The 23,466-nt window shown below is 39.4% G+C and carries 17 protein-coding genes and 5 tRNA genes; 11 read left to right on the top strand and 11 right to left on the bottom strand.

Annotated features, from left to right (window positions below; translation table 11 throughout):
• Nucleotides 1–93 precede the first annotated feature (93 nt).
• The 10 genes from PMEL_RS04225 to PMEL_RS04180 form a co-directional block, all read right to left on the bottom strand.
• Nucleotides 94–1,395, bottom strand: a complete 1,302-nt coding sequence (locus PMEL_RS04225; RefSeq protein ID WP_120174630.1) for an NCS2 family permease — start codon at nucleotides 1,393–1,395, stop codon at nucleotides 94–96.
• A 30-nt stretch (nucleotides 1,396–1,425) separates the two neighbouring features.
• Complete coding sequence (nudC, locus tag PMEL_RS04220) at nucleotides 1,426–2,202, bottom strand: NAD(+) diphosphatase (RefSeq protein WP_120174109.1); 777 nt, start codon at nucleotides 2,200–2,202, stop codon at nucleotides 1,426–1,428.
• A gap of 97 nt (nucleotides 2,203–2,299) precedes the next feature.
• Nucleotides 2,300–4,048 carry a bifunctional metallophosphatase/5'-nucleotidase gene (locus PMEL_RS04215; RefSeq protein ID WP_120174108.1) on the bottom strand — a complete coding sequence of 583 codons (1,749 nt, stop codon included), beginning with the start codon at nucleotides 4,046–4,048 and terminating at the stop codon, nucleotides 2,300–2,302.
• Nucleotides 4,049–4,344: 296 nt separating this feature from the next.
• On the bottom strand, nucleotides 4,345–5,679 hold the full coding sequence (locus PMEL_RS04210; protein WP_120174107.1) for an NADP-specific glutamate dehydrogenase: 1,335 nt from the start codon (nucleotides 5,677–5,679) through the stop codon (nucleotides 4,345–4,347).
• Between the two features lie 927 nt (nucleotides 5,680–6,606).
• Nucleotides 6,607–8,328 (bottom strand): DEAD/DEAH box helicase, encoded by a 1,722-nt coding sequence (locus tag PMEL_RS04205; protein WP_120174106.1) that lies wholly within the window; start codon nucleotides 8,326–8,328, stop codon nucleotides 6,607–6,609.
• Nucleotides 8,329–8,388: 60 nt separating this feature from the next.
• On the bottom strand, nucleotides 8,389–9,606 hold the full coding sequence (locus PMEL_RS04200; protein WP_120174105.1) for an LptF/LptG family permease: 1,218 nt from the start codon (nucleotides 9,604–9,606) through the stop codon (nucleotides 8,389–8,391).
• Between the two features lie 11 nt (nucleotides 9,607–9,617).
• Entirely contained in the window at nucleotides 9,618–10,745 is a 1,128-nt protein-coding gene (gene tgt / locus PMEL_RS04195) for a tRNA guanosine(34) transglycosylase Tgt (protein WP_120174104.1), read from the bottom strand.
• Complete coding sequence (lon, locus tag PMEL_RS04190) at nucleotides 10,745–13,210, bottom strand: endopeptidase La (RefSeq protein WP_120174103.1); 2,466 nt, start codon at nucleotides 13,208–13,210, stop codon at nucleotides 10,745–10,747. The genes tgt and lon overlap by 1 nt, the downstream gene beginning before the upstream one ends.
• A 383-nt stretch (nucleotides 13,211–13,593) precedes the next feature.
• On the bottom strand, nucleotides 13,594–14,304 hold the full coding sequence (locus tag PMEL_RS04185; protein ID WP_120174102.1) for a tRNA1(Val) (adenine(37)-N6)-methyltransferase: 711 nt from the start codon (nucleotides 14,302–14,304) through the stop codon (nucleotides 13,594–13,596).
• 17 nt (nucleotides 14,305–14,321) lie between these two features.
• Nucleotides 14,322–15,353, bottom strand: coding sequence for a diacylglycerol/lipid kinase family protein (locus PMEL_RS04180; RefSeq protein ID WP_120174101.1), 1,032 nt, complete (start codon nucleotides 15,351–15,353; stop codon nucleotides 14,322–14,324).
• A 197-nt stretch (nucleotides 15,354–15,550) separates the two neighbouring features.
• Between PMEL_RS04180 and spt the strand changes: the two genes are divergently transcribed.
• The 11 genes from spt to serB all read left to right on the top strand — a co-directional run bounded on the left by spt (nucleotide 15,551) and on the right by serB (nucleotide 22,646).
• Nucleotides 15,551–16,741, top strand: coding sequence for a serine palmitoyltransferase (gene spt / locus PMEL_RS04175; RefSeq protein ID WP_120174100.1), 1,191 nt, complete (start codon nucleotides 15,551–15,553; stop codon nucleotides 16,739–16,741).
• 700 nt (nucleotides 16,742–17,441) lie between these two features.
• Nucleotides 17,442–17,515, top strand: a tRNA-Pro gene (locus PMEL_RS04170).
• A gap of 39 nt (nucleotides 17,516–17,554) precedes the next feature.
• Nucleotides 17,555–17,627, top strand: a tRNA-Gly gene (locus tag PMEL_RS04165).
• Nucleotides 17,628–17,669: 42 nt separating this feature from the next.
• A tRNA-Leu gene (locus tag PMEL_RS04160) sits at nucleotides 17,670–17,751 on the top strand.
• 29 nt (nucleotides 17,752–17,780) lie between these two features.
• Nucleotides 17,781–17,864, top strand: a tRNA-Leu gene (locus tag PMEL_RS04155).
• A gap of 40 nt (nucleotides 17,865–17,904) precedes the next feature.
• Nucleotides 17,905–17,977: transfer RNA gene (locus PMEL_RS04150), tRNA-Gly, on the top strand.
• Between the two features lie 35 nt (nucleotides 17,978–18,012).
• Nucleotides 18,013–18,552, top strand: coding sequence for a hypothetical protein (locus PMEL_RS04145; protein ID WP_120174099.1), 540 nt, complete (start codon nucleotides 18,013–18,015; stop codon nucleotides 18,550–18,552).
• Nucleotides 18,553–18,582: 30 nt separating this feature from the next.
• On the top strand, nucleotides 18,583–18,990 hold the full coding sequence (locus PMEL_RS04140; protein WP_172586745.1) for a single-stranded DNA-binding protein: 408 nt from the start codon (nucleotides 18,583–18,585) through the stop codon (nucleotides 18,988–18,990).
• On the top strand, nucleotides 18,990–20,309 hold the full coding sequence (gene gldE, locus PMEL_RS04135; RefSeq protein ID WP_120174097.1) for a gliding motility-associated protein GldE: 1,320 nt from the start codon (nucleotides 18,990–18,992) through the stop codon (nucleotides 20,307–20,309). Before PMEL_RS04140 ends, gldE begins: the two co-directional genes overlap by 1 nt.
• Complete coding sequence (locus tag PMEL_RS04130; RefSeq protein WP_120174096.1) at nucleotides 20,290–20,796, top strand: 4'-phosphopantetheinyl transferase family protein; 507 nt, start codon at nucleotides 20,290–20,292, stop codon at nucleotides 20,794–20,796. The genes gldE and PMEL_RS04130 overlap by 20 nt, the downstream gene beginning before the upstream one ends.
• 602 nt (nucleotides 20,797–21,398) lie before the next feature.
• On the top strand, nucleotides 21,399–22,646 hold the full coding sequence (gene serB, locus PMEL_RS04125; protein ID WP_120174095.1) for a phosphoserine phosphatase SerB: 1,248 nt from the start codon (nucleotides 21,399–21,401) through the stop codon (nucleotides 22,644–22,646).
• Between the two features lie 383 nt (nucleotides 22,647–23,029).
• On the opposite strand, the gene PMEL_RS04120 is transcribed toward serB, so the two are convergent.
• The gene (locus tag PMEL_RS04120; protein ID WP_120174094.1) at nucleotides 23,030–23,455 is read right to left on the bottom strand and encodes a BT0820 family HAD-type phosphatase; all 426 of its coding nucleotides are present in this window, start codon (nucleotides 23,453–23,455) and stop codon (nucleotides 23,030–23,032) included.
• Nucleotides 23,456–23,466 lie beyond the last annotated feature (11 nt).

Raw genomic sequence — 23,466 nt, 5'->3', positions numbered from 1 at the left:
TAGAGTTGATATTTTATGGTGAGTTAAATAAAAACTCCCTATGAGTAACTTTATGTCTCATAGGGAGATGCTTGTTAAATAATATATTTTATTTTAGCTCTTAATAAAGTTCAAGACAAAGAGTACTGCCAGTACTATCAGTGTCCAGTTTAAATCTTTCCACTGGCGTGTGAAAGTCTTCATGAATACATAAGCGAGGATTCCCAAACAGATACCATCAGCAATAGAGTAGCAAAGTACCATTGTAATCATTGTGATGAAGGCTGGGAATGATTCTGTGATATCCTGAAGGTCGATTTTCTTCACAGAGTCTATCATCAGTACGCCTACCATAACCAAAGCTCCACTTGTTGCTGCACTTGGGATGAGCAGGAAGATAGGAGAGAGGAAGAGGGCGATGATGAAGAAGATACCTACTGTAAATGCTGTTACACCAGAACGACCACCTTCTGCAATACCACTGGCACTCTCAACGTATGTTGTCAGTGTTGAGCTACCCAACATAGCACCACAAGTTGTACCAATAGCATCACTCATCATAGCTTCTTTAACGTGAGGAATGTCGCCATTTGGCTTAACGATACCTGTCTTGTCAGCTAAGCCCATCAGTGTACCGATAGTGTCAAAGATGTTAATCAAGAGCAGTGAGAAGACTACCAATATGGTTTTGAGGTTCATCAAGGATGAGAAATCAAACTTACAGAAGATAGGACTGATATCTTGTGGGGCAGATACTGGTATCCAATTGTCTGGAAAAACTGTTACTCCCATTGGAATACCAATGAGTGTTGTGATGATAATACCCCAGAATAGAGATCCTTTAACGTTTCTTGCCATGAGTGCACCACTAATCAAAATAGCGATAATACCAAGAATACAGGTAGGAGTGAAGGCTCCAAGACCAACGAGAGTAGCTTGGTTGTCAACGATAATATTAGCATTCTTTAGGCCGATAAAGGCAATGAACATACCGATACCTGCCGATATGGCATAGCGTAGATTAGTTGGGATGGCATTGAGAATCATCTCTCGCACGTTGAAAAATGTAATTGCGATAAAGAAAACACCCTCAATGAGCATGATAGCAAGTGACTGCTGCCATGTGAATCCCAATGATACACAGAGCGTATAAGCAAAAAAGGCGTTAAGACCCATAGATGGTGCCTGTGCAAAGGGAAGCTTTGCCATAAATGCCAACAGTAATGTGGCAATAGCAGAAGCAAGTGCTGTACCGGTGAAGAGTGCTCCCTTGTCCATACCAGTACTTGCAAGAATACTTGGGTTGACAGCTAAGATATAGCTCATTGTTAAGAATGTTGTTGCTCCAGCAATAATTTCCGTGCGGAGTTTCATAGATTTGGGATCAAATCCGAGGGCTTTTTCTAAGAAAGTCATCATTGTTTTAAGGTTTAAATACTCTTTAGTTTATATTGATTTTTTATTTATCCAATCGTCAAGAATCATTCGTGCTATTGATAAAGGCTCAGGAATGGTTGGTAGGTTGTCTTTCGTAAACCAAGCTCCTTTTGATATTTCACTGCGCTGTAAATGAAGATCTCCACTTGCATAATCAGCATTGAAGCCTATCATCAGGCCGCAAGGGTAGGGCCAAGGTTGTGAACCAAAGTAGCGAATGTTTTTTATTTTAATACCAGTTTCTTCTTCTACTTCACGGTGTACAGCTTCTTCGAGTGTCTCACCTGTTTCTACAAAGCCTGCTACAAGTCCATAGAAGTCGGTCTTGAAGTTACGTGCATGAACCAAAAGAACTTCATCCCCTCGGTGTACAAGGACGATAACTGCTGTTGCCAATTGTGGCCAAACCTCTTTCCCACAGTTCGTACAACGTTTTGAGATATCCGTGTGCATCTTCATCGGAGCACCACAAACGCCACAGAACTTAGTGTTATTATCCCAGTAAAGTAGTTCGTGACACTTACCAGCTTTGAGATAAAGTTCCTTGGAAAGGTAGTAGAAGGATGGACGTAAGCCACACATCTCATACTGAGGATTGTCTGTAATTGGTTGATCTATCATGACCGTCTTGACCTCTGTACCATCCTCCATAGGAGTAACATTCAGTACATGTGTCCAGGGATGTAGTGCTACTGGGGGCTCTTCAGAAAGTGGAATGGTATAATGTTCACTCTCTTTCTTAAGCATGATATCTGTTTTGCAGAAAACAAACCAGAACTTCTTCATCAGTCTCAGCTTTAATACTTTGCCTAATTCTTTTAATCTTGAACTCTAACCTTTAATTGTGTTAGTTCTTTTAAAGTAACAACTACTTCTTTCTTGTTTATTCTCCAAAAAGAAGTTTGCGGTCACGTGCAGCGGCAGGAACGGTCCATGCTTCTGGAACAAATTTCCAGTTGTGGTTTGGCTGTGGATTCATGACACCAGCTTTCTTTATTTCTTCCATTAGATAATGGCGCTGATCCTTAGGACTCTCCCAAATGATTCGACTCTTCAAAGAGTCACGTGGGATTCCAGCACCCTTGGTTAATAACTCGCCACCACCATTAGCACGATAGCTATTAACTGCTACTGTGTACCACTTATTCTCATCAAATGGTTCTCCATTACTCATGCGAAGGATACGAACCTTTTCACCATTAGGCTTTGTGACATCCACTTCATAATCTATGCCTGCTGCAGAATCGAAGTTGAATGAGAAGTTCTTAAAACCCAAACGTTGTGCATCATTCTGTGTATTAGAGAGCAAAAGTAGATGGTCTTCAGGACTTTTCATCGTGTTACACCACAGATCATAACTCATCTCAAGATGCTTACGAATCTCTTTACCAGTCAGACGCATGGTACATAGATTGTTCTCATACTTATAAAGATTGAACATATCAGCAACTGTGATAGGACCAGCCTCGATAGATGCGTTGAATAATAAAGGTGCATTGAAAGCAATATCTGCCTTAGTAATCTCCAACTCCAAGTTGAGGATAAGGTCGTTGAAAGCAGAGTTGCCGAAGTAACTATCTTTTGAATAGATAGTATTTTCAAATCTTCCGATTACCTGCTCGCTCCATGTTTTTACAGCATCAATCTCTGGTTGGAAATGTTGAATAAAAGCTTCGTTAGCCTTGAGATCCTTCACGTCAACGAGTTCTCCAGTTGCTTTCGTCACAGTATATTGACGTTTCCCTTTGATAGTCTTAGGTCTAAGAGTCAATGTTGCTATCGCTACCCGTTGTGCATTGTTAGCTGGGTCCAGACAAATGACGTCTTTACCTATACTATTCTTTTCGATAGAACTATGTGGAGTGTGGTCATGACCGAAGAAAACAACATCAAAACCTGGTACTTCTTGGGCTACTTTCTTAGATGCATCTTCATCATAGTCTGCAGTCTTTATACCGCCATCCCAGCCAGAATGGAACAAACCAACAATAACGTCTGGCTTTTCTATCGTCTTCACTTCTGCCATAGTTCGCTTGGCACAAGAGACCATTTCTTCAAAGCGTAGACCACTCCAAATGCTCTCTTTCAACCAGTTAGGTATAGCTGGAGTCAACATACCTATGACACATACCTTTATACCATTCTTTTTCTTGATAGTATAATAAGGTAGAATATAAGGTTTATTGGTCTTTGTGTCGATAATGTTTGCACCAAGAATAGGGAAGTTAAGTTCCTTAAACCACTTGTCATATACTTCGTGTCCTGTCTCAATATCGTGGTTTCCAACCGTTGCAACATCGTACCCCATATAATTAAGCACGCTTGCAGCGATGTTAGTCTTCTCTGGTGCGACGTAATTATAGTAGTAGGAGATAGGCTGACCTTGTAGGATATCACCATTATCCAATAAATAGACATTGTCTTTCCCATCCTTCTTACGCAGCTCTTCTACTAATGTATAGACTCTTGCCATAGAACCACTCTTAGGCTTTCGAGTGATAAAATCGTATGGAAAGAAAGAACCATGCACATCAGTTGTTTCGATAAGTTTGATGGTAATATCTTTCTGTTGTGCCATAGTTGAAGAACTGAGTCCTAACATGATGGAAAGTAATATTGTTGAAAGTTTCATAACTTTATTTTTAATTCAGCTGCAAAAGTACTAAATTATACGGAAATAAACGAACTTGTTTTGTTATGTTTTCGTGTCTTTCAAAGTCTCTTTTGTGGGTTAATTTGAGATGTAGAAGAGTGTATTTTAGCGTAGATATAAAAATCGTTTGATAATAGTCTTTGTTTTTCAGATACGTAGCTTTATTAATGTATATTATTGCAAGAATATCAGGAGCACACAAGCTAAACCCTTTATAATGGTTTAAGCTGTGTGCTCCTGTCTTTTATTTTCAGATAATAATAAGTAGGGTAGGGTTAAATAACACCTTGCGCCATCATTGCTTTTGCCACCTTGATGAAGCCTGCAACATTAGCACCCTTTACATAATTGATGTATCCATCTGCCTCGGTACCATACTTTACGCAGTTTGCATGGATGTCATCCATAATCTGATGAAGCTTCTCATCAACCTCTTCACGGCTCCACTTCAAGCGTCCAGAGTTTTGACTCATCTCAAGTCCTGATACTGCTACACCACCAGCGTTGCTTGCTTTACCTGGACAATAGAGTACCTTTGCTTCTTGGAATATCTTTACAGCCTCTGGGGTAGAAGGCATATTAGCACCTTCTGTCACGGCAATGACACCATTCTTTACGAGTTCAGCAGCTGCTTCTCCGTTTATTTCGTTCTGTGTGGCACATGGAGTTGCGATGTCAGCCTTCTCAGACCATGGTCTTCCTCCCGCAACATACTTCACGTTATACTTCTCTGCATACTCGCGAATACGCCCACGCTCAATATTCTTGAGTTCCATGATATAGGCGAGTTTCTCCTCGTCTATACCATCTGGGTCGTAGATATAGCCATCAGAATCAGAACAAGTCAGAGGTTTTGCACCTAATTCAAGAAGTTTCTCAATCGTGTACTGCGCTACATTACCAGAGCCAGAAACGAGCACGGTCTTACCTTTGAGGTCAATGTTACGAGTCTTAAGCATGTTCTGCAAGAAGTATACATTACCATATCCCGTTGCTTCTGGACGGATGAGCGAACCACCGAACTCCTGACCTTTACCTGTAAGGATTCCTACAAACTGGTTTGTCAGTTTCTTGTATTGTCCAAACATATAGCCAACTTCACGTCCACCAACACCGATGTCACCAGCAGGAACGTCACAATCAGGACCAATGTAATTCCACAATTCTCTCATGAAAGCCTGACAGAAACGCATTACCTCAGCATTTGACTTGCCTCGAGGAGAGAAGTCTGAACCACCCTTAGCACCACCCATTGGGAGTGTTGTCAGTGAGTTTTTGAATGTCTGCTCAAAAGCAAGGAACTTCAAGATAGACTCGTTTACTGATGCATGAAAGCGGAGTCCACCCTTATAAGGACCAATAGTATTGTTATGCTGTACGCGGAAACCCATATTGGTTTGTACATTTCCCTTGTCATCAACCCAGTTTACACGGAACTTTATGATTCTGTCTGGTACACAGAGTCGCTCAATGAGATTAGCCTGATCGAAACCTGGGTGTCGGTTGTACTCATCTTCAATAGTGTCTAATACCTGCGAAACAGCCTGAATATACTCTGGCTCATTTGGAAAACGCTGCTTTAATCTCTCTACGACTTCTGTTGCTTTCATAAATAGTTGTTTTTATTATTTACCCTGAAATGTTTTGTTTTTATAATTACGCTTGTTTATGTTGCAAAGATAGCGATTTTTGCTTGGATAACTATCTTTTTGTTGCAAAATATTTGATTATGGTGTAAATAAGTCATTAACTACTCTCTATCTACTTTAGTAGATTACCTGTTTTCCTTTTGTAGCATGAAGAACGTATTATTGGTGTTACATATACGTAAAGATCTTATCTTTTTACACTATTTTTTATAATTCATGTTGCTGTCACTTTTAACATTTCGTACAAGTGTTTGTAAACTAAATAGTTATCTATACATAGATGATGACAGTAGTGACAGGAAAATTAATCTTGATAAAAGCCTCTTTGCTACAGTTTCTTATCTTCAACGTATAATTACTACATTACAAGTCGGATAAGTCTGTTTGACTTATTTAATATTTTAAGTGAGGTTGCTTTTTTCATTTTTACAAATCTTCTCCATACATTTTAATGTTTAGTACATTATGTGCGAACGCTCCGCACATGTTGTGCGGAGGGTAAGCACTAATGGTGCGGAGGAGTATTACTATTTTCTTTAGCCACATAATCTGTCGCATGGGGCTCCTGATATATTGATTAATAAGGCTTAGTAATGAAGAAGGGTATTCCTTTTTGAGCGTTTGAAGACTTCTTCTTTTATTAATTTCGTAGATAAATAGAGTTCTTGGCAGGTTATGTAACTCGAAATAGTGTGCAACGTCTTTGTTGCAAAAACAAACACGCTATTCGATAATAGCATACAATCTGTTTAGGTTTAATAAACTGATATGAGTAAAAACTATGTTTTATGCGTATAATACTATAAAGGTTTGATAGCGATATAACAATGCCCATAATCCTTGTTTGGGATTATGGGCATTATACAATAATGTGTAAACATACTCACTTTATTTCTTACCGAGTCCACGAAGCCACTTCAGAGGTTTTTTAATAAGAGCCTTCAAGCCTGATTCGTTGTTGGATGTTGATGGCAACTCCTCGCGAATATCATATTTCGTACTCCTTCTTACAGACTTGTCTTCTGGTGTACGCTGGCGGTTGTTACGCTTCTTACGCTTGTTGTTTGATTTTTTATTCTGCTGGTTGGCAGTGTTCTCAGCATTACCTTTATTGTTAGCAGGTTTTCTGTCATTGCGCTTCTCGTTGTCTGCTTTTGGCTGACGCTCCTGCTGCTTACCCTTATTCTGACGATTATTCTTCTTGTTTACTGGTTTACCCTCAGTTGCTGCAGGATTGTTATCTTGCTGCTTTTGAGGTCTATGGTTCTGTTTGTTTCCAGTCTTACGCTCCTGTGGTTTAGCGTTGTTCTCGTCAGCGTTGTTCTGTGTCTGCGGTGCAGGACGTCTGTTGCGCTGCTTATTGTTTCCTTGTTTCTTGTCCTTATGACTCTGATGGTCACGATCCTTACGGCGACGGCTCTTCGCACTATTGCCCCCCTTCTTAGGTTTTCCGTTGCTCTTGTATTCAGGACCTTCGCCAAGTTCTGCAGGTAGTTGCGCCTTCTCAATCTCCTTCTCTAAGAACGTTTCAATCTGCTGGAAGAAGTAAATATCATCTTCGTTTACAAAGGTAATCGCCTTTCCGTCACGGTCAGCACGTGCTGTACGACCGATGCGGTGTACGTAATCCTCAGCATCGTGAGGAACATCATAGTTGATGACCATTGCAATATCGTCGATATCAATACCGCGTGAAACGATATCAGTTGCAACCAATACGTCAATTTGGCCGCTCTTGAACTTGAACATAACATCGTTACGCTGTTCTTGATCAAGGTCAGAATGCATCTCACCACAGTTGATGTGCATACGATTAAGCGATGCTGCAATCTGCTTTACCTTCTGTTTTGAACCAGAGAAGATAATGACACGCTTGAGATCTCCAGCCTTGAAGATATCCTTGATTATACCCATCTTCTGGGTTTCATAGCATACGTATGCTGTCTGCTGAATCTTCTCTGCTGGTTTACTTACAGCGAGTTTAATCTCAACAGGATTCTTTAGCAATGTCTTCGCAAGTTCTTCAATTTTTGCAGGCATTGTAGCAGAGAACATAATTGTCTGACAAGTTGCAGGCAATTTCTTTGCAATAGTCATAATGTCATCAGCAAAACCCATGTCGAGCATACGGTCAGCTTCGTCGAGGATAAAGATGCTTACCTTCGACAAGTCTACGTTTCCGAGCGAGATATGTGATATAAAGCGGCCTGGTGTTGCAATCACAACATCAGCTCCGAGTGCGAGACTCTTCAACTCTTGGTCATATCTATTACCATCATTACCGCCATAGACAGCAACACAAGATACACCATCAAGATAGTAGGCAAAGCCCTGCATACCTTGGTCAATCTGCTGTGCTAACTCGCGTGTAGGCGACATGATGACACAATTAATTGCTGATTCTGGATAGCCGCCATCAGCTAACTTAGAAAGAACTGGAAGGAGGTAAGCCGCTGTTTTACCCGTTCCAGTCTGGGCAACACCTAATACATCGTGTCCTTTTAATATTTCGGGAATGCACTTCTCCTGAACTGGAGTACATTCATCAAAACGCATGTCATATAGTGCGTCAAGTACGTTATCGTTTAAATCTAAATCTTCAAAATACATATTTTACTGTTTTGCCCTTCTTCAATGAGGGTAGTTTTTACTTTTGTTTTATTCGCCTTATTAACTTGGTGCATGTCTATAGCAGAAGTAGGCGATGATAGCAAAGATAATGTTTGGTATCCATGCTGCCAATATAGGCGGTGTGTCAGCCTGAATAGCAAAGGTTGCTGAAACGGTCTGGAGCATGATATAGCCGAAACTCAATGCTAAACCGATTCCAAGATAAAGTCCCATTCCACCTTTTCGCTTGCGAGAAGAGAGGGAGAGACCAATGATAGTTAGGATGAAAGACGAGAACGACATCGCTATTCGTTTGTGGAACTCAACTTCATACTGTACCACATTACCAGAACCACGGCTGGTCTGCTTGGAGATATAGTCCAATAGCTCTGGGGATGTAAAGGTCTCCTGTTGACCTTTAGAGTAGACAAGATCAGTTGGTTCCATGAGTAGAACGGTGTCCTTAGAGGCTCCACTTTGGATATGCTCCTTTAATCCTTTGAGTGTACGTATCTTCCAGTTACTTACCTTCCAATGATACTTTGTGTCTGCAACCGTATCATACTGAATCTCCATTGCAGTCATGTGGCTGACAATCTTCTTGTTTTTAGTCTTTACAAGTGAGAATCCATAGCCCCGTTTATACTGGTCGTCGTAATGCTGAATATAAGCGGTAGTATTCTTTGCAACAAACAGTTGTACGTTCTCTGCCGATGTGTTCTTTTTAGAATTACGATAGAGAGACTCAAAGTTTTGGCGAATAACAGTCCCATGAGGTATCACAAAGCTGTTAAGATAGAATGTTAAGCCAGCAATGAGAATACATGATATCATGTAAGGGCGCATCAGTCGTCTGATAGACATGCCTGCTGCCATCATTGATATAATCTCAGAATTACCCGCCAGTTTAGAAGTAAAGAAGATTACTGCAATGAATACGAATAGTGGTGAGAAGAGATTGGAATAGTAAGGGACGAAGTTGGCGTAGTAATCAAAGATGATTGCTCGCCATGGGGCATGATATTGTGTGAACTTAGAGAGGTTCTCATTGAAGTCGAACACAATAGCAATAGAGATAATCAATAAGATAGCGTAGATGTATGTACCTATGAACTTCTTAATGATGTACCAGTCCAGAATACCGATATAACGGGAAGGAGAGAGCATCTGAAGTAGATGTCCTACCTTCTTTAAGACAGGAAAGCGTGCAAAAACACGTTGCCCGAAATGGTTAATCAGTTTCTTAACTTTATCAACAATCTCTTTAACCTTACTCATTTGGTTTCTTCTTAAATTCTTCTTCCTAACTGTTCAATGACAGAGGCTTTCCACTGTACGAAGTCACCCTGCTCAATATGTGTACGTGCATCCGTTACGAGACGGAGATAGAACGCAAGGTTATGGATGCTGGCAATCTGCATTGCGAGCAATTCTCCTGCTTTGAAGAGATGATGGAGATAGGCCTTACTTGTGACAACATCAATATCACAGCCATCTGGATCAATCGGTGAGAAATCGTTTTCCCACTTCTTATTCTTCATGTTCATCGTACCATTGTAGGTGAAGAGCATTGCATTACGACCATTACGGGTAGGCATAACACAGTCGAACATATCCACACCGCGCTCAATAGCTTCCAGAATGTTCTGTGGTGTACCAACTCCCATCAGGTAACGAGGCTTGTCTTTTGGAAGAATCTCATTGACAACCTCAATCATCTCATACATCACCTCTGTTGGTTCACCTACTGCCAAACCGCCGATGGCATTACCATCTGCACCCTTATCAGCCACAAACTTTGCCGCTTCACGTCGCAGGTCCTTGTATGTACAGCCCTGAACGATAGGGAAGAGACTCTGGTTATGACCATAGAGTGGCTCTGTTTCGTTGAATCGTTTGATACAACGGTCAAGCCAACGCTGTGTCATTTCCAAACTCTTTTTGGCATATTGGTAATCACTCTGTCCTGGAGGACATTCATCGAAAGCCATCATTATATCGGCACCAATGATTCTCTCGGTGTCCATAACGTTCTCTGGTGTGAAGATATGCTTAGAACCATCAATGTGACTTCTGAACTCACAGCCCTCTTCTGACAGTTTACGAATACCTGTCAATGAGAAAACTTGGAAACCACCAGAGTCTGTCAGGATTGGACGATCCCAACCATTGAAACCATGCAGGCCACCTGCAGCCTTGATGATATCAAGTCCCGGACGCAGGTAAAGGTGATAAGTATTACCCAAGATAATCTGAGCCTTGACCTGTTTTCGCAACTCCTCAAAGTGTACACCCTTAACAGAACCGACAGTACCAACAGGCATAAAGATAGGAGTCTTTATCTGTCCATGGTCGGTTGTGATGATACCTGTGCGGGCATCACTGGCGTTGTCTGTATGCTGAAGTTCAAATGTCATTATTTTGTTTCCTCCTTCTTTTCTTCAACAATAGTAAAGTCTACAGGGTGCTCAACCTTTTCATCGGTCAAAGCAAAGTCCCATACCTGCTGAATGTTCTCAACGAAGTGGAATTGAAGTCCCTTACGGTAAACCTCTGGGATTTCTTCTACGTCCTTTTTATTCTCTGAACACATTACGATATCAGTAATTCCTGCACGTTTCGCAGCAAGTATCTTCTCCTTGATACCACCCACGGGGAGAACCTTACCACGAAGGGTTATCTCGCCCGTCATAGCAGTGTTCTTACGCACCTTACGCTGTGTGAGGGCTGAAGCAATACTCGTTGCAATCGTTATACCAGCAGAAGGACCATCCTTTGGAGTTGCTCCTTCTGGTACGTGGATATGGATGTTCCACTGTTCAAAGATACGATAATCTACGTTCAATGCGCTGATATGTGCCTTAACATATTCTAATGCAATGACAGCAGACTCTTTCATGACGTCACCAAGGTTACCGGTCAGTGTTAACTTACCCGCTTTACCCTTAGAAAGAGAGGTTTCAATAAAGAGAATCTCACCACCAACACTGGTCCATGCAAGACCTGTTACCACACCAGCATATTTGTTGCCCTGATAGATATCACGTGTGAATGGAGGCTTACCTAACAAGTCTTCCAGTTTATCTGGAGTAATCTTCGTATAAGGAAGTTGCTTGTCCATAGCCTGCTTGAAAGCCAACTTGCGCATAGCCTTGTTGATTTGCTTCTCAAGTTGACGCACACCACTTTCACGAGTATAGCTTTCAATAATCTTCTCCAACGTTGCCTTGGCAAACTTTGGTTTCTCTTCTAACTGGTCTAAACCCGTATTTTCGAGTTCTTTTGGTACGAGGTGGCGCTTTGCTATCTCAACCTTTTCTTCCGTGATGTAACCTGAAACCTCAATAAGTTCCATACGGTCGAGTAGTGGACGTGGGATTGTATTAAGGTCGTTTGCTGTAGCTATGAACAATACCTTTGACAAGTCATAGTCCATATCCAGATAATTATCATGGAAAGCGTTGTTCTGCTCAGGGTCAAGTACCTCCAATAAGGCTGATGAAGGGTCGCCATTAACAGTGTTCTGAGTAACCTTATCAATCTCGTCAAGAATGAATACAGGATTTGATGAACCTGCCTTCTGAATATTCTTGATGATGCGTCCAGGCATAGCACCAATGTAAGTCTTACGATGTCCTCTGATTTCTGATTCGTCATGGAGACCACCGAGAGACATACGCACGTATTTGCGCTTCATTGCTTCAGCAATACTCTTACCCAAACTGGTCTTACCAACACCCGGAGGACCATAAAGGCAGAGGATAGGCGACTTCAAATTGCCACGCAACTGAAGGACTGCAATATATTCAAGGATACGTTCCTTCACCTTCTCCATACCATAGTGATCCTTGTCAAGAATACGCTTTGCACGTTTCAAGTCAAGGTCGTCTTTGGTATATTCATTCCATGGTAGGCTGACCATCGTTTGCAGGTAATTCACCTGCACGCTATAATCAGGACTTTGTGGGTTTAGGGTTTCGAGCTTATCCAATTCCTTTTGGAATATCTTAGCAATATCTTCTGACCACTTCTTGTTCTTAGCCTTTTCAAGTAGTTCTTTCTTATCAGGTGCAGAATCGCCATCACCCAATTCTTCCTTAATGTTTTTAATCTGCTGATGTAGGAAGTATTCACGCTGCTGCTCATCAAGATCCTCACGTGTTTTTGAACGTATGTCCTGGCGGAGATGCTGGAACTGAATTTCACGATTCAGCACCTTCATCAAGGTAAACAGACGATCCTTGATAGAACTTTCTTCTAACATCTGAATCTTGTCTGTTACAGGGAATGGCATGGTTGAGCACACATAATTCACTGCGACAACAGGATTATTGATATTGTCGAGTGCAAACTGTGTGTCATCTGGGATGTCATCGCTACCATGGATATACTCCTTTGCAACCATCTTCATATCCTCAACAGCCGTAGAGAATTCCTTGTCTCTCTTTGGTTCAGCTTCTTCTGGTAATGCAACGGTGTATCCCTTCATGTAGGGTTCTACAGCTGTGATTTCCTTTATCTTACACTTGCCAAGTCCCTGCAAGATGACCGTGCGGTTGTTACCCTCGTAATTGCCAGGCATATCAAAGGCACGAACGAAACGTGCATAGATACCTGTCGTATAGACGTCATCTATCTGTGGGTCATTAATGTTGCTATCTTTCTGACTTACAATCGCTATTATAGTGTTCGGATTCTCCTCCAAGTGCTTTACAAGAGCCAGCGTTGGCTTTCTACCAACGAGGATAGGAGAGAGAATTCCTGGGAACATAACGAGGTTACGGGTTACGAAAATTGGGATTTCGCCATCAACTTGTACGTCCAAGTTTGGCATGTCACCTTCGTAATCAGTAATCATTTGTATAGAGCTATTTTGTTTCATAAAGTTCTTTTATACCTACTTTTAGCTTGCAAAGTTACAAAATAAAACCGAAAGACTAAAAGAATAATTGTGCTTTAATTAGTTATCTTGTAAAAAGGTGGGGTTATCTGCGTAAGAAATAGGTAACAAATAGTAGGGTATTTATACTCCGCACATTTGGTGTTGATGCTTCGCACCATTGGTGTTAGGCCTCCGCACCATGTGTGCTGAGCCTCTTTAGCCTAATAAAAGTTAGTGAGTAAGCTTATTATTGTAAATGTAATAAGCTACAGTAAACACTTAATTTCTTACTTATCTGTTAATGTGTTTTTGGATAGTAATGTCTTCAAATACGTTTCTTTACTGAAAGTTAATTTTTGCCTTGTACTTTGTCGCCATCTTACTTACTTAATATAGAATGCTTGTGTAAGATTTTTATACCACATTGTGCGTGCTCCCATATCGTCGTTTAGTACTTGTTCTTCTATCTTACATTCTGTGGTAATATCCTTCCCGAACTCTATTAAGCAGCGTTTAGCTGGTTTTGAAGATTTTGTTTTAATGTTTGTTATTTTTAGTATTGATAATCCGTTAAATATAGCTTCTGCTTCAAGTATATCTTTGTTGTTAGAAGGGATAATAATGGATAGGCTTCCGTTGGGTTTAAGAAGTCTTTTAGAATGATAGATAAGCTCTTGGTGAGAGAGGGAGTCTGTATGTCTTGCAGTTGTTCTTTGTTGTAAAGGATTTTTTAATGAATTAATAAAGTAAGGTGGGTTGCATACAATTGCATCGTAAATACCTTCCTCTTGGATTACACTGCATGGAGTATAATCTTGTAAGGAAATATTGAGAATATTTATTCTATCATTAAATGGAGACTGTGAAACATTAAAACGTGCATCTTCAAGCGCGCCCTTGTCGATCTCAATAGCATCAATTTGGGCTGATGGAAAGCGTTGCGCCATCATAAGGGCAATGAGTCCCGTACCTGTTCCTATGTCAAGGATTTTTAGCCCGCCTTTTGCCCAGGCTCCAAGCAATACGCCATCTGTCCCGACCTTCATGGCCGTGTGATCGTCAGTGATGTGAAATTGCTTGAAAGTAAAGCTCATTCGTCTGGGTTGGGAGTTTATATATTCAGTTTGCGCAGTATATTTTTATTGATAGCCTGCACCTTTCTACTTTGTTTGGTAAGGTCTTGTCTCATCAAGTCAATGTTGTAGAATATTTCAGAAAAGGCAGTTTGCAACATATTTGGTTGTCTGCAATCTTTTCCTCCCTTAGGGTTTACAATAATGTTAATTCCCTTTGGTACAACAGAGATGTCTACATCAGCACCAGATGTAATAGGGTCACCATCGTAATGGATAACGCCCTCCTTCTTGCGGTGTATATGAATATGCTTGGCTCTGAAAGTCTTAATTTTTAGATTCTTATCCAAGGTCTTGTTGAAAAGTTCAATCGCAACCTGTGGGGCTTCAATGAGGTCAAATGGTTCCATGATGATAATATCCAACAAGCCATCACTCATAGATGCTTGTGGAGCGATATATGCATTGTTACCATATTGTGAGGCATTGGCTGCTGATACGAGGAAAGCTTTATAACGATGTGTACCATCCTTATCTTCTATGACGTAGGTTTCTGGCTCATAGCTTAATCCTTCTTCAAGAACTTTCTGCATATAAGTGATAGGTCCACGTTTCCCTGCCTCTGCAAATTTCATAGAAATGAAAGCATCGAAACCCATTCCACAAGTACAGAAGAAAGGGTGATCGTTGATGATACCATAGTCAAGCGATTTAACATCATAGTAGTTTAAAATGTCAACGCATTTCTTTAGGTTCATCGGTAGGTTTAGATGCCTTGCAAGTCCATTTCCAGAGCCACAAGGGAGTATGCCCATTGCTGACTTAGTATTGATAAGTGACCTTCCAACCTCATTAACAGTACCATCTCCGCCTACGGCAACGACAACATCTACCCCTTCTTCCACAGCTTCCCGTGCAAGTTCAGTTGCGTGACCAGCATGTTGTGTTTCTGCAATGCGATAGTCAAACTTATCTTTATCGAGTCGTTCTTCAATGAGGTCAGGAATACCAGCCTTACTCACAGTACCCGATATAGGGTTTAGGATAAAAACAATTTTTTTCTTATTCATTGTGCCAAATAATCAGCGTATGGTTTTTATTTGCACAAAGTTACATATTTATCGGTTATGTCGTGGATATATGAGAGTAAAAATGTTTAAAAATCACTTTTCTAATCAAAAAGACCATTTTGTCATTCTAATTTAGTATCTTTGCAGCCTGAAAATAATATTTAAGTAGTTTAATGACTACACCATATTAAAAAATAATGGGACAGTTACAAGACAAGTACAAAAGCTACCGCGAGCCACAGAAGTTTATGGATGCTGGTGTTTATCCATACTTCCGTGAGATTACAAGTAAGCAAGGAACAGAAGTTACAGATATTGATGGCAACGAGATTCTTATGTTTGGCTCTAATGCCTACACAGGTTTGCCAAATGATCCACGTGTAATTAAAGCTGCTCAGCTCGCTCTTGAAAAGTATGGCTCAGGTTGTGCCGGAAGTCGTTTCTTAAATGGTACACTCGATCTTCATGTTCAGTTGGAGAAAGAGCTTGCTGCTTTTGAAGGCAAGGATGAGGCGCTTGTTTTTTCAACAGGTTTCTCTGTAAATGCTGGTGTCCTCTCTGTTGTAGTAGGACGTGGTGACTATGTTATCTGTGATGACCGTGATCACGCAAGTATCGTTGATGGACGTCGTTTGAGTTTTGCAACTCAACTTCGCTATAAGCACAATGATATGGAAGATTTGGAGCGTGTTCTCCAGAGACTTCCTCAAGAGGCTGTAAAGCTGATTGTTGTTGATGGCGTCTTCTCTATGGAGGGTGACTTGGCTAATTTGCCAGCAATTGTTGAGTTGAAGCATAAGTATAATTGCTCAATCATGGTTGATGAGGCGCATGGTTTAGGTGTTTTCGGACGTCAGGGTAGAGGTGTTTGTGATCATTTCGGTTTGACAGACGAGGTTGACCTTATCATGGGTACTTTCTCTAAGAGTTTGGCATCAATTGGTGGTTTTATTGCTGGTGATAAAGATACTATCAACTATCTTCGTCATACTTGCCGTACATATATCTTCTCAGCAAGTAATGCGCCAGCTGCAACAGCAGCAGCGTTGGAGGCACTTCATATTCTTGAGCAGGAGCCAGAACGTTTGGAGCAGTTGTGGAAGGTAACTAACTATGCTTTGAAGCGTTTCAGAGAAGAGGGCTTTGAGATTGGCGATACAGAGAGTCCAATTATTCCTCTTTATGTACGTGATATTGAAAAGACTTTCGTGGTAACTAAGTTGGCGTATGAGGCTGGTGTATTTATTAACCCAGTAATTCCTCCAGCATGTGCTCCACAGGATACTTTGGTGCGCTTTGCATTAATGGCTACTCATACAGAGGAGCAGGTTGAACGTGGTGTTCAAGCGTTGACTAAGATTTTTAAAGCGCAGGGTATTATTAAGTAAGTTGTATATACTTCCTATATAAAAAGGATTATAATAGTAAAGAAACGAAGGGATTATTCTTATAGAGTAATCCCTTCGTTTTTTGTTTTACACTTTATATATATGGTTGATGAGGGGGGTAGGTTGTTGTTAATTATTCTGGAAGGAAACAAGAAAGAGTGGGTTAATATTCTTTGTTAGGCATATAAAGGTTTAATAAGATATTCTTTATCTAAGATTTTGATAGTTTTTGCGTGTTAGATATTGTTTCTGATATATTCTTTTAATGAAGTAAAATAGTTATTTTCATGAAGAAAATCATTTATTTTTCATGAAAATAATTTGGAATAGACGCTTGTAAGGTTATTCGTAGAGGCTATTTTGTTAGCTTAATATATAATGTTTGTCGTTTTTTTAGTGGTCAAATGAGAAATAATAATTAGTTGTTATACATCTGTTATTATATAATTGAGATTTGATTTTATATGTAGTAGTACAGAATAATGTATTTTCCTCATTTTTTTCTTTGTGGCTGTTTCTTTTTGTAATTGCTTGTTTATCAAAAACTTTGCGGTTGTTATAGGCTTTTCTGGTACAGATTTTATCATAAAATGGGTGATCTTTATTGAAAAAAAACATGGAAAAGTTTGGAGGTGTCGGAAATATATAGTACCTTTGCACTCGCAATTCAGAAATGAGTCAATCACTAATGAATATGCAACGGGGTGTAGCGCAGCTCGGTAGCGCATCTGGTTTGGGATCAGGCGGTCGCAGGTTCGAATCCTGTCACCCCGACTTTTTGTCTAACTCTTTAGAGAAAGAGAGACGTTAAATGCGGCAATAGCTCAGTTGGTAGAGCACGACCTTGCCAAGGTCGGGGTCGCGAGTTCGAGCCTCGTTTGCCGCTCTTTGATATTCTGAATTATTTAGAAGTTTTCTTCTAAGTTATGCCCAGGTGGCGGAATTGGTAGACGCGCACGTTTCAGGTGCGTGTGTTTCACGACGTGCAGGTTCGAGTCCTGTTCTGGGCACTTTTAAAACAGAATATTATGTATATGCTGGAGAGGTGGCGGAATTGGTAGACGCGCTACTTTGAGGGGGTAGTGAAAATTGTTTCGTGGGAGTTCGAGTCTCCTCCTCTTCACATAGAATTTTAAAGTAAGTAGTTACTTACAATATTAAATGCGGCAATAGCTCAGTTGGTAGAGCACGACCTTGCCAAGGTCGGGGTCGCGAGTTCGAGCCTCGTTTGCCGCTCTTTTTTTTAGAGAAACATACATAGCAATTTCTTTATGAATTTATATTTGCGATATTTCGATAATGAAGTATTAGTACATAATGTTGAGGAAGCTTTAGATTTTCTAAGTTCTATTCCTGACATTCAGCTCACTCCTGATTTGGAAGATGATATTAGAAATTATGCTTCCAACGATGTTTTCTATCCAAAACGTTATAAAGTACGTCCTCGTGTTTATTTTATTGTGATAAAGACAGAGGCTGCTACTATGATGGATTTTAAGCAGAAAAAAGCTCTTCGTCCTGCTGTTGATGGAATGGCACGTAAGGATAATCCTGCTATTATGCATCTCAATGAGGAACGCGAAGGATGGTATGAAGGCGAACTCGATTTCAAACGTGTTGTTTTGATTCCTACTTCAGGTAAGCATGAATATCGTGATACTCATTTTGTAGCACAGTGTAAGGCTGTGTCTGGATGGGATTGTTATAATCGTATTGTTGAGTATTTGAAGGATAGGGTAGATAATAGAAGTCAGTTCCCATCAGCTAAAGGTAAGAATTTTAAGTTTAGATATTTAGGTATGTGGAAGTAATTTCGCATGCCTTTTTGTTATTGCTCTTTTATGAATAAAGTAATGTTGATTGGCAATGTTGGTCGTGAGCCAGAGATACATTATTATGATGCAGATCAATGTGTAGCCTCCTTTACATTGGCTACTACGGAGCGTGGATATACACTTCCTAACGGCACAGTTGTGCCTGATCATACTGATTGGCATAATATTGTACTTTTTAAAGCATTGGCAAAGTATGCCGAGAAATATATTCATAAAGGTGATAAACTTTATATTGAGGGACGTGTACGTTATCGTACTTATGATGATAAGAAAGGTATGCGTCGTTATGTTACAGAGATTTATGGTGACAACCTTGAATGGCTTTCCGCATCCCGTAAAACTGAAAGTATTTCTGGAGAGAAAGTAGACGATAGTGCTACTGATGCTGCAGATGATTCTAATTTACCTTTTTAATGGATAGTTTTTTAGTAGATTTTTCTTCTTATATAAGTGTTAATCCAATAGATTTTAGTGTTGTTATAGCATTTCTATTGGCAGTTTCTCTACTATTTCTGTCAGGTTTTGCAAGTGCATCAGAGATAGCTTTTTTTAGTTTATCTCCAACAGATATAGAGTCGCTTGATCCAGATAAAAATGCGTCAGATAGACTTATCCAACAACTAAGAGATGATAGTGAGCGTACATTGGCAACAATTCTTATAACGAATAATCTTGTCAATGTGGCTATTATTATGCTATGTAATTATATCTTTTCCAGTCTGTTTACATTTAAGGAAGAGTGGTTGCAGTTTCTTTGTGTAACCATTCTATTGACTTTTTTGCTTTTACTCTTTGGTGAGATTATTCCAAAGGTTTATAGTAGAAGAAGCCCATTGGCTTTTTGTAGGAGCGGTGTAAAAGGTATTGTTTTCTTTCGTAGACTATTTTGGCCTATTGAAACAGTACTATTGAAAAGTGGTGCTTTTGCAGAAAAGGTAGTACAGAAGGAGAGTCGTCAATTGTCTGTTGATGACCTTGAACAGGCTTTGGAGCTTACGGATAAGAATGATATTAAGGACGAGCAGGGGATGCTTCAGGGTATTATCCGTTTTGGTGATGAGACAGCTAAGGAAGTAATGACTTCTCGTCAAGATATTGTTGACTTGGATATTCGATGTTCATACGAAGATGTTTTGAAGTGCATTGTAGAAAATAACTACTCTCGTATTCCTGTTTATCAAGATAATCAGGATAACATACGTGGTGTTCTTTATATTAAAGACCTTTTACCTCATCTCTCAAAGCCTATAAATTTTAGGTGGCAGAGCTTGATACGTCCACCTTATTTTGTACCTGAGACGAAGAAGATTGATGATCTTTTACGTGATTTTCAAGAGAATAAGGTTCATATAGCTATTGTAGTTGATGAATTTGGTGGTACGAGTGGTATTGTAACATTAGAGGATATCCTTGAAGAAATTGTAGGTGAGATTAATGATGAATTTGATGAAGAAGAGCGTAACTATACTAAGTTAGGTTCAAATATCTATATCTTTGAGGGAAAAACTCTTTTAAAAGACTTTTCTAAGATTCTAAATCTTCCTGACGATGAGTTTGATGAAATTGAAGGCGATGCTGATTCTTTGGCAGGTTTACTCTTGGAAATTAAGGGTGACTTCCCTGCAGTGCATGAGATGCTAATATATAAAAACTACAAGTTTGAGGTTTTAGCTATTGAAGAGCGTCGTATTAGTAAAGTGAAGGTTACAGTCTGTGGTACGAATAACGAATGAGGCAGAAGGTAAAGTAGCCATTGGCTTGCTCGATATAGAAGGTGGTCGTCAAGCAGAGAAGGATGGGGTGCGGCGTGTTCTAACAGAAATGTTAGGGTACCAACCTTTGGTAGGCCATAATGAGGATGGTAAACCGATTATTGAAGGATATCATGTTAGTATATCGCATACTCTTGGTTATGTTGCTGTTATTCTTTCTCGTGAATATGAAGTAGGAATCGATATTGAATATATTTCTGATAGAGTAAGTCGCATATCATCGCGTTTCCTTAGAGTTGATGAAGAGTTTACTAATATTACTGATAAGCTTATCGCTTGGTGTGCTAAAGAAGCTATGTATAAACTCTTTTCTTCGGAGCATTTAGCTTTAAAAGATATCAAAGTTGATCCACAGTTAAGATTGGTAACTAATCTTAATCGTAATGTTATTCTTGAATTTAAATGTGAATGTACTTCAAAGTATATTCTAACTTATATTTGGCATTAAGTATATTTCTTTTTCATGTTATAGTATTTTTTATTCGAGTATAATTGCTTTTGTGATTAAAGATGCATATTATATTACAAAAATATTTGTTATGCATTAAAAAATATCTAATTTTCAATTTTTATTTACTGTATGGCTTGATTTTTATTTTCATTTTACTTATATTTGTATCAGTTATTTAGCGGATAACACAATATATTTACCAATTAGTCTAATTAACAGGAGGCAATGAACATGAAAGAAAACAAAACACATGATTTCTTCGAAGATTATGATTTCGAGAATCAAAACAGTAAAGAACGCACCGATGCTAATCAAACGCTTGGTGGTGAAATTTGGTACAACTAAGTTGTATGCGTATTAGATTATATATTTTATGACTGATTTAGAATGCACTTACTCTTTGAGTTTAAGTGCATTCTTTTTTTGTATATATAGTGCTTGGGTTAAAGTTGAGTATGGTATTCTCTTTTGCGTATAACTTTATTCGCATTTTTTGAGATATTTCTTATTAAGAGGAATAGATAGTATAAAGTAAATGATACTCAACATTTGTTTACTTCGTTAGAATTGATTACTTTTGCATTTATAAAGAACTTATTATGAAAGAATCTAAGGTAAAACAAGAAGAACTAATACTTATTCGTATAACCGGACAAGATAGACCAGGTTTGACAACGGCTGTGATGTCTATTCTTGCACGTTATAATGCTCATGTTTTAGATATTGGTCAGGCTGATATACATTCTACTTTGTCGCTTGGTATCCTTATTCGTATTGATGAGAAAGGTGCAGGGCAAGTAATGAAAGAACTCTTATTTAAGGCTACTGAACTTGGTGTAAATATAGGATTTGCACCAGTACCTGATGATGAATATGAGGATTGGGTTGATAGACAAGGAAAGAATAGATATATTCTTACTATTATAGGAAGGTCATTGTCAGCACGCAATATTGAGGAAACAACTCGGGTAATTACTGAGCAAGGCATAAATATTGATTCAATTCTTCGTTTGACAGGTCGTCAGAGTATACGCAAACGAAATCAGAATGTGAGAGCGTGTATTGAATTCTCACTGCGCGGTAATCCAAAAGATTATAGTCAGATGCAGGCTGACCTTATGCAGATGAGTCATGAGCAGGGTATTGACTTCTCTTTGCAGAAAGACAATATGTACAGACGTATGCGTCGTCTTATATGCTTTGATATGGATTCTACGCTCATTCAAACAGAATGTATTGATGAATTGGCAAAGCGTGCAGGTGTTGGTAAACAGGTTGCTGAAATAACTGAGCGAGCTATGCGCGGTGAAATTGACTTTAAGGAAAGCTTTAGAGAACGTGTTGCTTTGTTGAAAGGTCTTGATGCTAACGTTATGAAGGATATTGCTGAAACAATGCCTATTACAGAAGGTGTTGATCGCTTGATGACAGTATTGAAGCAGTGTGGATATAAGATTGCGATTTTAAGTGGTGGATTCACTTACTTTGGAGAGTATCTGCAGCGTAAATATGGTATTGATTACGTTTATGCTAATGAACTCGAAATAGATGAGAATAATAAGCTTACAGGTCGTTATTTGGGTGAGATAGTTGATGGTAAACGTAAGGCTGAGCTATTAAAGTTATTAGCTCAGGTTGAAAAGGTGAATCTTGCACAAACTATAGCTGTCGGTGATGGTGCTAATGACCTTCCAATGCTTGCTGAAGCTGGTTTGGGAATAGCTTTTCATGCTAAGCCACGTGTACAAGCAACTGCTGAACAAAATATTACTACTATCGGTTTGGATGGTGTTCTTTACTTCCTTGGTTTTAAGGATAGTTATCTTGGAGAAGCAGGAAAACTTTAAAGAGACGCTTTAGATGATAGTAGTCTGTTAGAACTCAATTTATATATTATACTATACGTTGTTTTTTGAAACTGACAATTTCGCACTTATGTTAGGCAACATTACGCTTTTAATAGAAATGCTGTTGTCTCTATCACTCTTCTACTGTAGGAGGTTACACCTTTTATAAGGATTATTTACAAGGTTTGGAGGCTCCGCACACGTTGTGTTTAGCATCCGCACAATACGTGCTGGGCACCAATACATTTTTAGAAAGAATAGTTTTTGCCAAGTAACTATGTCATATAGCAAAATACTTGTGGGTGCTTTGCTTGAAAAGAAGTTGCCGAACTAAATTCTTTAATAAAAAAAAAGATACTCTTTTCAGAGTATCTTTTTTTGTATTAGAAGTTCCACCAATGTTTTTTCTTAGGCGGTTCATGTTCTTCAAATGACCGATGTGCAAAGTTACGGCTTTCCCATGTTTCATTGTTGGTTATCATCTGATAGATAGTTCCCCAATCTGGTAAACCGCCAAGGTTGCGATCGTCAATAAACATTTCTACCTTCAATTTTCTGGAAAAATGATTATTCTTCTCTTTTTCCTCTTCAGGATAGTCTTTGTTTACTGCCCAGAAATCTACACCACGTTCATGACACCAATCAACAGCCTCTTGAAGTAATTCGCCTTCTCTGACGCTCCATAAGATAAGTTGGTGACCGTCTTTAATCAGCATTTTAAGTGTATCGGTAGCGAAAGGAATTTCGCTACCGATTTTTGGATATCTATGTTCTACGATGGTTCCATCGAAATCAACTGCAATAATCATTGTCTGTTAAG

Origin of the sequence: Prevotella melaninogenica (assembly GCF_003609775.1) — a bacterium.
In the GTDB taxonomy this organism is placed as follows: Bacteria; Bacteroidota; Bacteroidia; order Bacteroidales; family Bacteroidaceae; genus Prevotella; species Prevotella melaninogenica_A.
Note: the sequence above shows the minus strand (reverse complement) of the source record. Positions and strands in the feature narration are given on the sequence as shown.

Bases quoted from the DNA above. Each gene is read 5' to 3' on its own strand.
- PMEL_RS04215 (WP_120174108.1), bottom strand. From the start codon at position 4,048: ATGAAACTTTCAACAATATTACTTTCCATCATGTTAGGACTCAGTTCT.
- PMEL_RS04120 (WP_120174094.1), bottom strand. From the start codon at position 23,455: ATGATTATTGCAGTTGATTTCGATGGAACCATCGTAGAACATAGATAT.
- PMEL_RS04200 (WP_120174105.1), bottom strand. From the start codon at position 9,606: ATGAGTAAGGTTAAAGAGATTGTTGATAAAGTTAAGAAACTGATTAAC.
- PMEL_RS04205 (WP_120174106.1), bottom strand. From the start codon at position 8,328: ATGTATTTTGAAGATTTAGATTTAAACGATAACGTACTTGACGCACTA.
- PMEL_RS04180 (WP_120174101.1), bottom strand. From the start codon at position 15,353: ATGAATAAGAAAAAAATTGTTTTTATCCTAAACCCTATATCGGGTACT.
- PMEL_RS04145 (WP_120174099.1), top strand. From the start codon at position 18,013: ATGAATTTATATTTGCGATATTTCGATAATGAAGTATTAGTACATAAT.
- spt (WP_120174100.1), top strand. From the start codon at position 15,551: ATGGGACAGTTACAAGACAAGTACAAAAGCTACCGCGAGCCACAGAAG.
- gldE (WP_120174097.1), top strand. From the start codon at position 18,990: ATGGATAGTTTTTTAGTAGATTTTTCTTCTTATATAAGTGTTAATCCA.
- PMEL_RS04225 (WP_120174630.1), bottom strand. From the start codon at position 1,395: ATGACTTTCTTAGAAAAAGCCCTCGGATTTGATCCCAAATCTATGAAA.
- lon (WP_120174103.1), bottom strand. From the start codon at position 13,210: ATGAAACAAAATAGCTCTATACAAATGATTACTGATTACGAAGGTGAC.
- serB (WP_120174095.1), top strand. From the start codon at position 21,399: ATGAAAGAATCTAAGGTAAAACAAGAAGAACTAATACTTATTCGTATA.
- PMEL_RS04140 (WP_172586745.1), top strand. From the start codon at position 18,583: ATGAATAAAGTAATGTTGATTGGCAATGTTGGTCGTGAGCCAGAGATA.
- nudC (WP_120174109.1), bottom strand. From the start codon at position 2,202: ATGAAGAAGTTCTGGTTTGTTTTCTGCAAAACAGATATCATGCTTAAG.
- tgt (WP_120174104.1), bottom strand. From the start codon at position 10,745: ATGACATTTGAACTTCAGCATACAGACAACGCCAGTGATGCCCGCACA.
- PMEL_RS04185 (WP_120174102.1), bottom strand. From the start codon at position 14,304: ATGAGCTTTACTTTCAAGCAATTTCACATCACTGACGATCACACGGCC.
- PMEL_RS04210 (WP_120174107.1), bottom strand. From the start codon at position 5,679: ATGAAAGCAACAGAAGTCGTAGAGAGATTAAAGCAGCGTTTTCCAAAT.